General features: G+C 53.1%; 15 protein-coding genes. 8 read left to right on the top strand and 7 right to left on the bottom strand.

Features of this window, described 5'->3' with window-relative positions; translation table 11 throughout:
• Nucleotides 1–4 precede the first annotated feature (4 nt).
• Genes SYN8016DRAFT_RS03140 through sds form a run of 3 tightly spaced genes read left to right on the top strand, consistent with a single transcriptional unit; the run spans nucleotide 5 to nucleotide 2,896 of the window.
• Nucleotides 5–1,099: an N-acetylmuramoyl-L-alanine amidase gene (locus SYN8016DRAFT_RS03140; protein ID WP_006852802.1), complete on the top strand. Its 1,095-nt coding sequence runs from the start codon at nucleotides 5–7 to the stop codon at nucleotides 1,097–1,099.
• On the top strand, nucleotides 1,096–1,887 hold the full coding sequence (murI, locus tag SYN8016DRAFT_RS03145; RefSeq protein WP_006852803.1) for a glutamate racemase: 792 nt from the start codon (nucleotides 1,096–1,098) through the stop codon (nucleotides 1,885–1,887). The genes SYN8016DRAFT_RS03140 and murI overlap by 4 nt, the downstream gene beginning before the upstream one ends.
• A 37-nt stretch (nucleotides 1,888–1,924) precedes the next feature.
• Nucleotides 1,925–2,896, top strand: a complete 972-nt coding sequence (sds, locus tag SYN8016DRAFT_RS03150) for a solanesyl diphosphate synthase (protein WP_006852804.1) — start codon at nucleotides 1,925–1,927, stop codon at nucleotides 2,894–2,896.
• On the opposite strand, the gene SYN8016DRAFT_RS03155 is transcribed toward sds, so the two are convergent.
• Nucleotides 2,880–3,584, bottom strand: a complete 705-nt coding sequence (locus SYN8016DRAFT_RS03155; protein ID WP_006852805.1) for an HAD family phosphatase — start codon at nucleotides 3,582–3,584, stop codon at nucleotides 2,880–2,882. The two genes, sds and SYN8016DRAFT_RS03155, sit on opposite strands and share 17 nt — an antisense overlap.
• Nucleotides 3,585–3,684: 100 nt before the next feature.
• Between SYN8016DRAFT_RS03155 and acs the strand changes: the two genes are divergently transcribed.
• Nucleotides 3,685–5,655 (top strand): acetate--CoA ligase, encoded by a 1,971-nt coding sequence (acs, locus tag SYN8016DRAFT_RS03160; protein WP_006852806.1) that lies wholly within the window; start codon nucleotides 3,685–3,687, stop codon nucleotides 5,653–5,655.
• Nucleotides 5,656–5,708: 53 nt separating this feature from the next.
• On the opposite strand, the gene SYN8016DRAFT_RS03165 is transcribed toward acs, so the two are convergent.
• Genes SYN8016DRAFT_RS03165 through SYN8016DRAFT_RS03175 form a run of 3 tightly spaced genes read right to left on the bottom strand, consistent with a single transcriptional unit; the run spans nucleotide 5,709 to nucleotide 7,409 of the window.
• A complete protein-coding gene (locus tag SYN8016DRAFT_RS03165; RefSeq protein WP_006852807.1) occupies nucleotides 5,709–6,185 on the bottom strand; it encodes a hypothetical protein in 477 nt (158 codons plus the stop codon).
• 25 nt (nucleotides 6,186–6,210) lie between these two features.
• Nucleotides 6,211–6,954 (bottom strand): DUF1350 family protein, encoded by a 744-nt coding sequence (locus tag SYN8016DRAFT_RS03170; protein ID WP_006852808.1) that lies wholly within the window; start codon nucleotides 6,952–6,954, stop codon nucleotides 6,211–6,213.
• Nucleotides 6,951–7,409, bottom strand: coding sequence for a peroxiredoxin (locus SYN8016DRAFT_RS03175; protein WP_006852809.1), 459 nt, complete (start codon nucleotides 7,407–7,409; stop codon nucleotides 6,951–6,953). Before SYN8016DRAFT_RS03175 ends, SYN8016DRAFT_RS03170 begins: the two co-directional genes overlap by 4 nt.
• A gap of 84 nt (nucleotides 7,410–7,493) precedes the next feature.
• On the opposite strand from SYN8016DRAFT_RS03175, the gene SYN8016DRAFT_RS03180 reads away from it, so the two are divergent.
• The 3 genes from SYN8016DRAFT_RS03180 (at nucleotide 7,494) to pstS (ending at nucleotide 9,840) form a co-directional block, all read left to right on the top strand.
• Nucleotides 7,494–8,285, top strand: a complete 792-nt coding sequence (locus tag SYN8016DRAFT_RS03180) for a 3'-5' exonuclease (protein WP_006852810.1) — start codon at nucleotides 7,494–7,496, stop codon at nucleotides 8,283–8,285.
• Nucleotides 8,286–8,433: 148 nt separating this feature from the next.
• A complete protein-coding gene (locus SYN8016DRAFT_RS03185; protein ID WP_006852811.1) occupies nucleotides 8,434–8,700 on the top strand; it encodes a hypothetical protein in 267 nt (88 codons plus the stop codon).
• 135 nt (nucleotides 8,701–8,835) lie between these two features.
• The gene (gene pstS, locus SYN8016DRAFT_RS03190) at nucleotides 8,836–9,840 is read left to right on the top strand and encodes a phosphate ABC transporter substrate-binding protein PstS (RefSeq protein WP_006852812.1); all 1,005 of its coding nucleotides are present in this window, start codon (nucleotides 8,836–8,838) and stop codon (nucleotides 9,838–9,840) included.
• Nucleotides 9,841–9,957: 117 nt separating this feature from the next.
• Here pstS and arsJ read toward each other — a convergent pair whose 3' ends face one another.
• A complete protein-coding gene (gene arsJ / locus SYN8016DRAFT_RS03195) occupies nucleotides 9,958–11,205 on the bottom strand; it encodes an organoarsenical effux MFS transporter ArsJ (protein ID WP_006852813.1) in 1,248 nt (415 codons plus the stop codon).
• Entirely contained in the window at nucleotides 11,202–12,224 is a 1,023-nt protein-coding gene (locus tag SYN8016DRAFT_RS03200) for an ArsJ-associated glyceraldehyde-3-phosphate dehydrogenase (RefSeq protein ID WP_006852814.1), read from the bottom strand. Before SYN8016DRAFT_RS03200 ends, arsJ begins: the two co-directional genes overlap by 4 nt.
• Nucleotides 12,225–12,487: 263 nt before the next feature.
• Between SYN8016DRAFT_RS03200 and SYN8016DRAFT_RS03205 the strand changes: the two genes are divergently transcribed.
• Nucleotides 12,488–13,147 (top strand): Crp/Fnr family transcriptional regulator, encoded by a 660-nt coding sequence (locus SYN8016DRAFT_RS03205; protein WP_006852815.1) that lies wholly within the window; start codon nucleotides 12,488–12,490, stop codon nucleotides 13,145–13,147.
• A gap of 103 nt (nucleotides 13,148–13,250) precedes the next feature.
• Here the strand turns inward: SYN8016DRAFT_RS03205 and SYN8016DRAFT_RS03210 are convergent, their stop codons facing one another.
• Complete coding sequence (locus SYN8016DRAFT_RS03210; RefSeq protein WP_006852816.1) at nucleotides 13,251–13,964, bottom strand: response regulator transcription factor; 714 nt, start codon at nucleotides 13,962–13,964, stop codon at nucleotides 13,251–13,253.
• Nucleotides 13,965–13,981 lie beyond the last annotated feature (17 nt).

The following is a 13,981-nucleotide window of genomic DNA, read 5'->3' on the forward strand; positions in this document are numbered from 1 at the left end:
GGGCATGGCTCCGCTGACCTTCCGCTTCAGTGCGCTCATTCTTTCGGCGGCTGTCCAAGCGTCATCCCTGCTTCTCAGCCTGCCGGCCCAAGCCGCCAGTGCCCTGGCGGCCTGGAAACTCAGTTCTTCAGGGGAGCTCCTGCTGCGCACCGCAGCGGGTGCGCGACTTCAAGCCTTCTTCGAAGCCGGGGATCGCACCCGCGGTCCAAGGGTATGGATCGATTTTCCAGGTGAGCTCAGTCGATCGAGAAGCCTGCCCGGGTCCGGCCCCGTTCGCGAAATTCGGCTTGGAAAACCGAGCGCAGGTGAAACCCGATTGGTGATCGAGTTTCAGCCAGGGGTCGATCTCGATCCCAGTCAATTGAAATTGATCGGTACCGCTTCCAATCGCTGGAAGCTCAGCTTTCAAGGGCTTTCCACCACAGGGTTAAGTGCGATCGGGGAAGGAGATCTCAACCGTGCATCCTCTGGGTCCTGGGCGGGTGGCCTGCGCATCCAACCCAGCAAAACTCCTGTGAATGCGGCGGGCTTACCCACCGTGACCCGAGGCAAATATCGCGTCGTTATCGACCCAGGCCATGGTGGTCCCGATCCCGGCGCTGTGGGAATCCGAGGGATCAGGGAAAGTGAAATCGTTCTCGATATCTCCCTGCAAGTCGCTCGATTGCTGGAAGCCAAGGGGGTCCAGGTGATCATGACGCGAACAGCTGAAGTGGATGTCGATCTTCCGCCTCGGGTTTCAATTGCCAATCGGGCTGGTGCGGATGCTTTCGTCAGCATTCATGCCAATGCGATCAGCATGGCCAGGCCTGATGTAAACGGGATCGAGACGTTTTTTTACTCCGACCGTCGTTCCGCCCGCTTGGCCGCTCACCTTCAGCAGCAAATGCTAAATGTGTCCCCCGGCAGCCCGAATCGAGGTGTTAAGCGAGGTCGATTTTTTGTGATTAGGCGCACCACAATGCCAGCAGCTCTCGTGGAGATGGGATTCGTCACTGGCAACATTGATTCTCCGCGCCTGGCCACCTCGTCCCACCGTCAGAGGCTGGCTTTAGCCCTTGCCACCGGCATCCTCGATTATCTGAAAGGAGTGCGTTGACCATTCGTCTCGGACTGTTTGACAGTGGCATTGGCGGGCTCACCGTTTTGCGCAGAATCCTGGAGCGTCACGGTGCCGTGCCGGTGACCTACTTAGGCGACACCGCCCGTGTTCCCTACGGAAGTCGGTCTCCTTCAGAAATCCGTTCGATTGCCGCTGAAGTGGTGGCCTGGTTGCGAGTCCAAGAGGTCTCCACCGTTGTGATGGCCTGCAACACCACCAATGCTCTCGCCAGAGATGTCACCGAGGGGCAAGCCGGCGTTCCCGTTGTAGGGCTGATTGGCGCTGCCGCTGCCCTCGTGAAAGAGTCGAGAGTGGGCGTTCTCGCGACCCCAGCAACGGTGGCCTCAGGCGCCTATCGGGAGAGCATCGAGGCGCTCCATCCAGGAACCTTGGTGGTTCAACAGGCCTGTCCAGATTTTGTTCCGCTGATCGAGGCCGGAGATCTCGGTTCCGATGAACTGCGCGAAGCGGCGATTCGATACCTCCAGCCCTTGCTTGAAGCCTCGGTTGATTCGGTGGTGCTTGGTTGCACCCATTACCCCCTGCTAGTGCCGCTGCTCGCGAACTTATTGCCCCCTCACATGCGTCTGATCGACCCAGCTGTCGCCGTCGCCACCCAACTCGATGCCTTTCTTGGCCAACCCTTGCCTGGAAGTCAAAATCAGCCGGTATCACTGGCCGCAACGCATATGTGCGTCACAAAAGACGCCGCAGGGTTTGCCGAGAGAGCCACGGCTTGGCTGGGGCAAAGGCCTTGCGTTGATCTGGTGAATCTGCAGCCATAGGTCTGCATTTCCTAGGATCTCTGCACCGAGGGGATTCATGGCCACCGTCACCGAGTTGCTGCAGCCGGTCGAGGCGGATCTTGAGATCCTGCTAAGCGACCTCCGCAGCTTGATAGGAGCCGGTCATCCGATTCTCCAGGCAGCTGCTGAACATCTTTTCAGCGCTGGAGGGAAGCGCCTCAGACCTGGAATCGTGTTGCTGATTTCGAGGGCACTGTCCGCAGACGGAGAGTTGAGCTCACGCCATCGACGTCTGGCAGAGATCACGGAGATGATCCACACCGCCTCGCTCGTTCACGACGATGTTGTGGATGAAGCCTCAACACGGCGGGGCGTTGAGACCGTCCACAGCCGATTTAATTACAGAGTGGCCGTTCTCGCCGGTGACTTCCTGTTTGCCCAGGCGAGTTGGCACCTGGCCAATCTCGACAATCTCGATGTCGTGAAGTTGCTCAGTCGCGTGATTATGGATCTCGCCGATGGAGAGGTGAAACAGGGCTTGTTTCGCTTCGATACCGGCCAGTCATTCGAAACCTATTTCGAGAAGAGCTACTGCAAAACCGCTTCACTCATTGCCAATAGCGCCAAAGCGGCTGGTGTTTTAAGCGACTTGTCGGAGCCTCAGCTCGAGTCTCTGTACCACTACGGCCGGCAGCTGGGTCTGGCCTTCCAGGTTGTGGATGACATCCTTGATTTCACCGGCAGTGATCAACAGCTCGGCAAACCAGCAGCCAGTGATTTATCCAGCGGTTATCTCACAGCTCCCGCTCTTTACGCCCTTGAGGAACGTCCTGCTTTATCGGGTTTGATTGAACGCGAATTCAGCGGAGAGGGTGATCTTGAAACCGCTTTGGCGTTGGTTCGTGAGTCGGAAGCCATTCCTCGCACCCGTGAACTCGCCAAAACGTTTGCACGCGAAGCACGCGAAGCCCTGGATTGGATGCCCGAATCCCCATCACGGGCGGCCTTGCTGGAGTTACCAGATTTCGTTCTTAGCCGTCTGTACTGAGGCTGTGCCGGAGTTGCTCCTCTCCCTGCCCCAAGCTGGTGATGAGCGTTAAACGAGGATGTTGCATCGCAGGGGGTTGGATGACAGCGGTTTCACTGAGCGTTTCGACCAACTGCCAGACCCAACAGCCCGCCGCTAAGGCAGACTGACAGCCCGCGGGTGAATCCTCAAAGACCCAGCATTCACGGGGAGACAACCCCAGCCTTTGGGTTGCCAGCAGATAGGGATCAGGAGCTGGTTTTCCTGCACGCAGGTCCATGTCATCGCCCAACACACGGCTTTGAATTAAATCCAACCAAGGGTGGCCAGAGATTTTGTAGAGAAGGGATGCCTCCTTGCTGCTGGTGACCAGCACCATGGGCAAATGCTGGGAACTGCAAAACCGGATCAGTTGCTCAGCGCCCGGAACCGCTGGAGCCTCAGCGACTAAACGCTTGGCAATGGGCTCCCGCGCTTTCAGGAGTTGCTCCGCTGAAACCGACTGCTGCAACCATGAGCAAACCAAGTTGGCATTATCATCTCGGCGACGTCCCTTGAGCTGTTGAAGTTGCTGCGTCGAGAGGGATCCGTTGAAGCACGCTGCCGCTGCTTTCCAAGCCTCTGCCTGCAACGGTTCGGTATCCAGCAGGAGACCATCAAGATCAAACAGGCATGCTTTTGGCGCTGACAAAGATCCAGCCTTTGGCATCGTTGCCTGATCACTGTTCTGTGGATTCTGACAACGCGACTGGTGCGGATGCAGAAAGCGTCGATAGTGTTGTGCTGTCAGTGCATTTGAGCAGCAGGCGATGAGTGAGGGTTCCACCATTGAGAGCGTGCTTCAAGAACAACGGGTCTTTGAGCCACCAGCGGATCTCGCCAGGGATGCGCGAATTTCTGGGATGGAGTCCTATCGCGCTCTAGCTGAAGCGGCCAAATCTGATCCAGACACGTTCTGGGGAGACGCGGCACGGCGTGAACTGCACTGGTTTGAACCGTTTCACACCGTTCTCGACTGGGACAACCCTCCCTTTGCGCGCTGGTTTGAGGGGGGAACGACCAATCTTTCCTACAACTGTCTTGACCGACATCTCAATGGACCCAAGGCCAATAAGACAGCCCTGATCTGGGAAGGCGAGCCAGGAGATGTGCGCACCTTCACCTACCAGGAGCTGCATGCTGAGGTGTGCCGTGCGGCCAACGCCCTCAAGGCCATGGGAATTGGCAAAGGCGACCTTGTCGCTCTGTACATGCCCATGGTGCCGGAGGCCGCCATCGCGATGCTGGCCTGTGCGCGCATTGGTGCTCCTCACTCCGTGGTGTTTGGTGGCTTCTCAGCGGAAGCCCTGCGTGATCGCCTGATCGATGGTGAAGTGAAAGCGGTGATCACCGCTGATGGCGGTTTCCGTAAGGACAAGCCCGTGTCGCTGAAGCCTGCGGTGAATGCAGCGCTTGCCGATGGTGCTTGCCCAACGGTGAAGTCAGTGCTCGTCGTGAAACGCACCGACCAACCGGTGGAGATGGTGCCTGGGCGAGATCAGTGGTGGCACGAAATCGTCGCCAATCAATCCGAAGCCTGCATCGCTGAGCCGATGGCGAGCGAAGACAGGTTGTTTGTGCTCTACACCTCTGGCTCAACAGGAAAACCCAAAGGGGTGGTCCATACCACCGCGGGTTACAACCTCTGGGCCCATTTGACGTTTCAATGGATCTTCGACATCCGTGACGACGATGTGTTTTGGTGCACAGCCGATGTGGGCTGGATCACCGGACACAGCTATATCGTCTACGGGCCTCTGTCGAACGGCGCCACCACCGTGATGTACGAGGGTGCTCCTCGACCCTCCAAGCCAGGGGCATTCTGGGAGCTGATCCAGAAACATCGCGTCAGCATTTTCTACACCGCTCCAACGGCCATTCGTGCCTTTATGAGGAGTGGCCGTGCGGTGCCAGATCAATACGACATGAGCAGCCTGCGCCTGCTTGGCACCGTCGGGGAGCCGATCAATCCTGAAGCCTGGATGTGGTATCGCGATGTGGTGGGCGGTGAGCGCTGCCCCATCGTCGACACCTGGTGGCAAACCGAAACCGGTGGCGTGATGATCAGCCCCCTTCCGGGAGCAACCCCCACCAAGCCAGGCTCTGCCACCTTGCCCTTGCCTGGGATTCAAGCCGACATCATCGATGCAGAGGGCAATAGCTGTGGACCCAATGAAGGCGGGTACCTGGCAGTGCGAGCGCCCTGGCCAGGCATGATGCGCACCGTTCATGGAAATCCCCAGCGTTTCCGAGAGAGTTACTGGGAAGCGATTCGTCCTGCAGATGGATCGCACCTTTACTTCGCTGGTGATGGGGCACGCCGGGATGACGACGGCTATTTCTGGGTGATGGGGCGTGTGGATGACGTGATCAACGTCTCTGGCCACCGTCTGGGCACGATGGAAATCGAATCGGCCTTGGTGAGCCATCCCGCCGTCGCTGAAGCCGCCGTGGTCGGTCGGCCCGATGATCTCAAGGGTGAGGGCATTGTTGCCTTCGTCACGCTGGAACTTGGACGTGAGTCAACCGACGCCCTCGTCGCTGAACTGCGTGCCCATGTCGGCAAGGAGATCGGGCCGATCGCAAGGCCAGACGAGATTCGCTGCAGCGATGCCTTGCCTAAAACGCGTAGTGGCAAGATCATGCGCCGGATTCTGCGCGCTCTCGCAGCCGGTGAGGAGGTCACTGGCGATACCAGCACGCTGGAAGATCGCTCCGTTCTTGATCGTTTACGCGGCTAAGGCCAACCAACCCATGCAGGAGCAGCCCTGGCTGTTTCTGCATGGGAAACCACTCAAATCATCGGGAAATCTGGTGGAAGAAGCGCTTGATCGGGCCATCCATCCTTTCCATAAATGGCGTCCAAAATCACGTTGAGAAGCGAACGTTTCTGTTGGAGCTCCTCTTTTGCAGCCCATTGAATTTCACTTAATTCTTCGTCCGAAACTTGAAGAGCTTCAATCAACTCGCGATAGGCCAAACGCTCTTTTGGATTGATATCCGATTCATCGCCTGGATTCCTTGACACGCCTGCCACCAAGCAAGCCACTCTCACCGCTGTGCACTGATCGGTGTGATTTGTCAGCAACGTGGCGAGCTCTGTCAAACTCTGTGGCTGATTGGGCCTGTAATCAGGGGTGGCTTCCTCGAGATAGAGACGCTCAGGCAAGTCTTTAAGCAAACGATCTTCCTCATCAGAAATAGTGCCATCACTCAGAGCGATGCATCGAGCAATCTGAAGAAGAACGTTTTGTGTTTTGTTGTCGCTCACAACGATCTGAAAAGAGCTTTCTCAATCATCGCTGACGTTCAATACCGAGCCCCACGTTGCCAATGGATTGAATCAGTTCTCCGATCACCCTGGCTCTAGACGGATCATCGGCCCAGTCCCCCAGAAGCCCCTGTCGAAGGCCAGCACTGGCAGGGGTGAGGTGATCTCCCTTCATGGGAACAAACTGACTTTGATCACCGGAGCGCTTGCTTAACGCCTGCATCAGGTCCTGGCTCTGGTCCAACTGATCAGCCCCAAAGCGGATCACCAGGTTGTGGGGCTGGAGGTAATAACGTTCGATCAAGCGCAGAGTTTCCTCGGGTCCAGGGCTGAATTCCGTCACCACGCCAAGGCTTGGCGCCAATGTGCCAAGCAGAGGAATCGAGCGTTCAGCGGTGAAGTTGTTGAAACTCAAAGCGGCCATCGCAAGACTGTTTCTCCCGCCATCCGGGGCCAACAAATGCAGCTTGCAGCCCAAGCTGTGGCCCACACGGACCGGAACAAGATCTTTGCCTAAGCGCTGATGAAGCGCTGATCGACAGGCGCGTAAGGCCTGCCAACCTTCCCGCGCCTGCAGTTGATGATCAAACCCAGGGACGTAACTCCAGGCGTGAACCGCAAGCTGACGAGCCGCCAACCCTTCCAACAATCGTCGGTAACTGATCTGGGGATTGGTGGCTAGGTAGCTCCCCCCAATAAATTCAACCAACCCTTTTGCGGAAGCAGGCCAGAGGCACCAACAGCCCTGTTGTCGCTGCCAGCGGCTCATCCTTGGGACAACTCCTTCACGATCCGTTCGGCTTCACGCACGTGCGCAGGACCATCGAGCATGTTGTTGAAAATATGGCGAATGGTTCCCTCGGCATCAATCACATACGTGACCCGTCCTGGAAGCAATCCCAGAACTTTGGGAACCCCAAAACGCGTGCGTAGCTGCTGCCCCTGATCACTGAGGAGGGGGAACGGCAGCTGATAACGCTGAGCGAATTTGCGATGGCTCACGGCATCGTCGCTGCTCACACCCCAAACCACAGCACCAAGGGTCTCGAGTGAGGAATGGGTGTCGCGAAAAGCACAAGCTTCAGCCGTACATCCAGGGGTGTCGTCTTTGGGATAGAAAAACAACACCAACACCTTGCCTTGCAACTCTTCGCGACGTCGCATCACGCCGTCTTGATCTTCGAGGGCAATCTCTGGTGCCCGGTCTCCGATCGTGAGAGCCATGGAGGAAATCAAGAATTTCAGGCACCCTAGGAAGCACCTAGGGCTAGACGGGAGAATGGTTTTAAGAATGAACGAGCTGCAGTGATGGAGTCGGGCGCTGTTCCTGGTCAGTTGAATCTTCTGGGTGAATTTGAGATGGAAGAGCCGCAACCTCTCCCCGTATCAGAAGGAGAAGCAGGCGATCCCTCCCCAGCGCACACCCTGTTGATCCTCGATACGGAAACCTCTGGGTTAGAGCCTGAAGAGCATCACTGCCTTGAAATTGGGGCGATTTTGTTTGATGTCCCAAGCCGGCAGATCTTGGCCCAGATGTCTTGCCTGTTGCCCGTTGATTCGAATGCGGCGGAGGCTATCAACCGCATCCCCGCCGCCGTTACACGTCTGCCCCAACCCTGGAAACCAGGGCTGGACTACTTCCAGGAATTGCTGAACGCAGCCGACCTACTGGTGGCACACAACGCAGCCTTCGACCAGCAGTGGTTTGGCAGAGGGTCTCTTCCTACCACCGATCGTCCGTGGCTCTGCAGCATGGAGGACATCCGTTGGCCTTCCGAGAAACAACTCAGGCCCCGCCCTTCCGTTCGAGACTTGGCCCTCGCCTACGAGATTCCGGTTTGGGCAGCCCACCGCGCACTGACCGATTGCATCTATTTGGCCGAAGTGTTCCGCCGTTGCGATCAACTTGAAAAGCTGATTGAACGAGGACGGGAACCCCGTTCCCTGATGCGAGCACAGGTGTCCTACGACGATCGCCAACTCGCTCGTGAGGCGGGATTCCGCTGGAATGATCCCGTGAAGGGGGCCTGGACAAGACGTCTCAGCGCGCGCGAAGCAGCGGAGCTGCCTTTTCAAGTGGTGACTCAAGACGCGATTTGAAGCCAAGCATCCAGTTTTGTTTCAGCAATCCGAAGCCACATAGGGGATTTTTCACGGAGAGGGTCCGCGGCATCAGGCTGTCAGTACGGTTGTTCTCTAACTACGGCTCAGCGTGCAGAGACCTCTCAGCCACTGCGAATTCCGGAGCATGGATCCCTTGCGGCGTCGCCTGCGGCGCTGGCAACAGGTGCGCACTTGGGCTCGTTTAATCCGAGAAGCCGAATCGCTTTGGCACGTTGATGTTCGCGAGTTAAGACGGCTTGGAGCGATTGAACTATCCCAATTGCTTGAGGAAGTGCCGCCTGTACAGCGCATCCGAGTCAATCGCTGGCTCAATCGCTACGCCGTCGCAACGCGTTTGATTTGCCCTCAAAACTACAAAACCAATCAGCTTCAAGACACGCCCAACGCATGACCGTCCGGATCCATTGTTGAGATCTCACTGCCTCAAAAAAGCAGAGACAGAGGGAACTGATAACCAGTCCTTAATGCATCCTTTAATTGGTAATGAAGATCAGCATTTAAAACAAGCGGGCAGTAATTGCACAGCATGCGTCGCCCTTTCCCAATTCGCTCATCCATCACTCTCATGGGTGTGGCTGCAGGCCTCAGCCTTGCAGCGTGTACAAGCACAGAAAACAGCAAAAGCAACATCGAAGGGACTCTTTCGGCAGCAGGAGCTTCCTTTCCAGCTGCGATTTATCAGCGTTGGTTTTCGGACTTAGCGCCGCAGGGAATCCAAGTCAATTACCAATCCGTAGGTTCTGGGGCAGGTGTACGCCAATTCACTGCCGGCACAGTGGACTTCGGGGCTTCTGACAAGCCAATGAAACCCGAAGCCATTGCAAAAATAAGTCGTGGTGTCGTGCAGATCCCAATGACAGCTGGTGCTATCGCCGTTGCATACAACAATGCAGGCTGTGAACTAAAGCTGACACAAGATCAATTAGCCGGCATCTTCTTAGGCTCGATCAAAAACTACAGTGAGCTCGGATGCGATTCAAAAGCGATCAAGATTGTGCATCGCTCGGATGGATCCGGAACCACCTACAACTTCACCAAACACCTTTCAGCGATTAGTCCTGAATGGAAAGACAATGTAGGCGCTGACAAATCTGTCCAATGGCCTTCAGGAATTGGAGCCAAAGGAAATGAAGGTGTGTCTGCTCAACTTCAACAAATCGATGGTGGCATTGGCTACGTCGAGCTGGCCTATGTAAAAGGAGATCTCCAAGCAGCGGCTGTGCAAAACGGCTCAGGTGAAAAAGTTGTCCCCACGAACAAAACGGCCAGTGAAGCGCTGGGATCCATCGATCTCGGTCCAGATCTGATCGGTGGCAATCCAAACCCTATGGGTGGATATCCAATCGTGACGTTCACTTGGGTGCTGGCCTATGCCAACAACAATGCTGAAAAGTTACCTCTTCTTCAGAAGACCTTTAACTACATGCTCTCGGACGAGGCCCAGTCCAAAGCTCCTGAACTTGGCTATGTTTCACTTCCTCCAGAAGTCATTAGCAAAGCCAAAGAAGCCGTTGCAACCATCAAGGAGTAATCCTTAGTCAAGCAACGTATCAGGATAAAACAAAAGGGGGGAGAGTCATTCTCCCCCCTTTTTTTAATGCCACAAGACATCCAATGACAAGCAAATCAAAAGCAGCCACAATAGAAATTAAAGAGGCTGCATGGATTGTCTAGGCGGAATAGGCAATTTACAGCTGCTCAAAAATGCCAATCCCACAAGAAGGCAAGACATCCACAAGCAAGCCTGCATGCCTCCGACAAGAAAAATAGCTCCCGACAGCAAAGTACCCGTTAAACGTCCAGCGGCATTCGCCATGTAATAGAAGCCAACGTTGAGGCTAACGTTTTCGGAATCGGTATAAGAAAGAACCATGTAGGAGTGAATGGAGGAGTTCATTGCAAAAACAACACCAAACGCAGTCAATCCAGCAGTGATGGCAACCGACACATCGACTTCACGCCAAAGGGCAATCGCGATGAGAGCCGGTATCGCCGTTAACAGGGCACTCCAAAACTGCACAGAAGAAACCCCAGGTGGAGTGGTCTTTCCCCAAAGACGACGCAATCCAGGAGCAGACCCCTGAACAATGCCGTAACCGATCACCCAAAGGCCTAAAAAGCCTCCAATTTCCCAGAAGCTCCAGCCCAAAGAGGCCTCTAGAAAAACGGGTAAAGCCACCACAAACCAGACATCTCTGGCACCAAACAAGAAAAAACGAGCCAATGACAAGACGTTGATTCCTTGGGATTTGGAGAAGAGGGACGACAGAGAAGGCTTGTCCTTCATCTGTCCAAAATCACCTGGCAAAGCCAAGGTTGGCAGGAATGCTAATGCCAAACCTGCTGCCAACAAACCAACGGCAACATTGAAGCCAAAAGAGGTTAAAAGCAAACCACCAAGAAAAAAACCAACCCCCTTGAGAGCATTTTTGGATCCAGTAAGAATGGCAACCCATTTAAAAAGTTGTAGATCCCCGGTCTGAACATCATTATCACGAACGGGAACAACAACCTTAATGGCACTTTTCGCACTCATTTTGTTGAGATCCTTCGCGATGCCGCTAACCGCCTGAGCGACCATCACATAGGTCACACTCAACAACTTTGGCCAGCTGGCAGCAACAGGGATCAACATCAACAACGCAAGGATCTGCAGCAACGTGCCAACCCACAACGTGAAACGCAGTCCAGACCGAGCAGCAATCAAACCGCCATAAAGACTCGTTAGGATCCCAAAAAACTCATAAAAGAGAAACAGAAAGGCAATTTCGAGTGTGGAATATCCAAGCTCATGAAAGTGAAATAGAGCCAACATACGCAACGCTCCATCAGTGAGCGTAAATGCCCAATAATTTGCAGTCACGATGCTGTATTGCTGCAGCGAAGAGAGCCTCATTCCTCGAGAGAAGCTATATGACAGGCCAGATCAGCCATGCGTGAACTGTACCCCCACTCATTGTCATACCAGGCATAAATCTTTACTTGCGTACGGTTAACAACCATCGTGGACAACGCATCAACGATAGTGCTTCGGTTGTCATTCACATAATCGACGGACACCAACGGGCGGGTTTCATAACCAAGAATGCCGCGAAGATCACCATTGGCAGCCGTTTCAAAGGCTCCATTAACATCCTCTATCGTCACATCCTTCTCCAATTCAAACACTGCATCAGTGAGGGAAGCATTTAAGAGAGGCACACGCACCGCATGACCATTCAGCTTGCCCTCTAATTCAGGAAAAATTAGGCCGATCGCCTTTGCTGAACCAGTCGTTGTGGGGATCAGACTTTGCATGCAGGAACGAGCACGTCGCAAGTCATGATGAAAACCATCCACAACAACCTGAGTGTTGGTGACATCATGCAAGGTCGTAATCGAGCCATGCTTAATCCCAAAACTGTTATGAATGACCTGAACAATCGGTGCTAAACAGTTGGTTGTACAAGAGGCAGCTGTCACAACTCTGTTGAGATTTGGATCATAGAGGTGATGATTAATCCCATACACAACATTGATTATCTCAACACCATCAACAGATCCTTTTACAGGACAAGCAACAAGAATTCTCTTTAATTTTAAAGCATCTAACAACCTTTGAAGTGATTCTGGTTGCTTGTAGTTTCCACTACATTCCAGCAACATCTCCACCCCGGATTGAATCCACGGCGCACTCGATGGATCACTCTCTGAGCTAAACCGAACTGGCTGATTGCCAATAAGAAACCCATTTGGATGCGGCAGAACCTCTGGATGCCAGCGCCCATGTACAGAGTCGAATTGGAGAAGGTGGGCAGCAGCAGCAGCATCACCAGCGCAATCGTTTACATGAACAATGTCAATCCCTGAACGGCCCCATAAAGCACGAAAAACAAGTCGACCAATGCGGCCAAAACCATTGATGCCAATACGCATCGAAACTGAAAAAAGAATCCATCCACACCTACTCGTCCCAAGCTCGAAGTGTGTTTAGAAAGGGTTAAAGCATTCCCCAGAGCAGGTAAAGATCAATCCAGACGGGTCGCGAGAGATCAAGATCAGAGCATAAAAGCGATATTGATGACCATTCAAGGGCTCAGCGCTAGAGACGAAGACCCTTAAACAAACCATTACCAACTCTTTGCTCAGTGCTGAATTCAGCTCCATAGCCTTATTTCACACCAAGAGCACACTGCGAAATGGTTTGCAGCCCTAGCAGCTCCAGCGGTTTTCTAGGAGATTTAGAGAACAGCTATCGACGTCGCTCCATTCATTTTGATGCAGGGGTCAACATCCCTATGCTCCCAGAGCATATTTGGATCGTTGTACGAGGCATCGTGAAATTAAGCTGCCTGAATGAGCAAGGTGATGATGTGTTAATTGCGATTGCAGGTCCAAATGAACCCTTTGGTGATCCGCTAACACAACTCGACCTCTACCAGGCCACCACGCTTGATCATTGCGACTTGCTTGGTCTATCGATTCAAGATGTGAATTCAACGCCTCATCTGGGCAACAATCTGATGAAGGCGATGATCAGAAGAACCCATCAGTCAGAAGCTCTCATTGCTCTTTTAGGACTGCGTGGTGTAGAAAATCGTGTAAAAAGGTTTTTAGAGTTATTAGCAGAAGATTATGGCAATCCATGCAATCAAGGGCTAAAATTAGATTTACGCCTTACCCATCAGGAAATAGCGAGTGCTGTCAGCACCACCCGAGTTACCGTCACAAAGATATTAGGCCAACTCAAAGAGAGTGGTTGGCTTCAATATGATAGCCAACAAAAGATGGTTATAAGTCTTCTTCCAAAACGGAATAACCACCAACAGCAAAATAATGGATTAATTCAAGCCAAATAAATAGGAAATAAATGCAAAAAAAGTTGCAAGTGAGAACGCAAAACGCTTTACACGACCAAACTAATTACCTAGAAGTTGAATCAACAACCTCAACAATATTTAATCAGCAAAAGCGGTAACCAAAACCACGAACCGTAAAGATCTTAGCTGGACTAGAAGGATTAACTTCAATTTTTTCACGCAGCCAACGAATATGAACATCAACCGTCTTTCTATCACCGATATAGTCGACACCCCAAATCTGATCAAGCAATTCGTCACGGCTCCACACTCTCTTTGGGTGCTGCATGAACAACTCTAAAAGTTTAAATTCTTTAGGTGAAAGTTTAATATCACAGCCATCTCGAGAAGCCCTACATTCATCCGGAAAAAGCTTGAGATCACAGCATTCAAACTTTGCAGAAATAGGTGCCGCTCCACTTGATGGATGGCGCCGTAAAAGGGCTCTGCAACGAGCCAAAAACTCACGATATCCAAATGGCTTGATCAAATAGTCGTCTGCACCAACTTCAAGACCCATGACACGGTCAGCTTCCGTATTTAAACCACTAGTCATTAGAATAAGAGATTGATTATTTTGCATTCGAAGTTTTCTACAAAGGTCAAAGCCGCTGACCCCGGAGAGCTTACGATCAAGAATAATTAACTCAAACTCTTCTTGCTGTAAAAGATCCCATGCAATCAATCCATCACCCAAAGATTTAACCTCAAATCCCTCCTCTTTGAGAACGCCACACATGAGATCACGAGTTTCTTGATCTTGATCAACAACCAAGAGACGGGCCCCTTGCGAGATATCAAAAAAATCGGTGGTCATAAAGACTCGGACACCTT

This window comes from Synechococcus sp. WH 8016 (assembly GCF_000230675.1).
In the GTDB taxonomy this organism is placed as follows: Bacteria; Cyanobacteriota; Cyanobacteriia; order PCC-6307; family Cyanobiaceae; genus Synechococcus_C.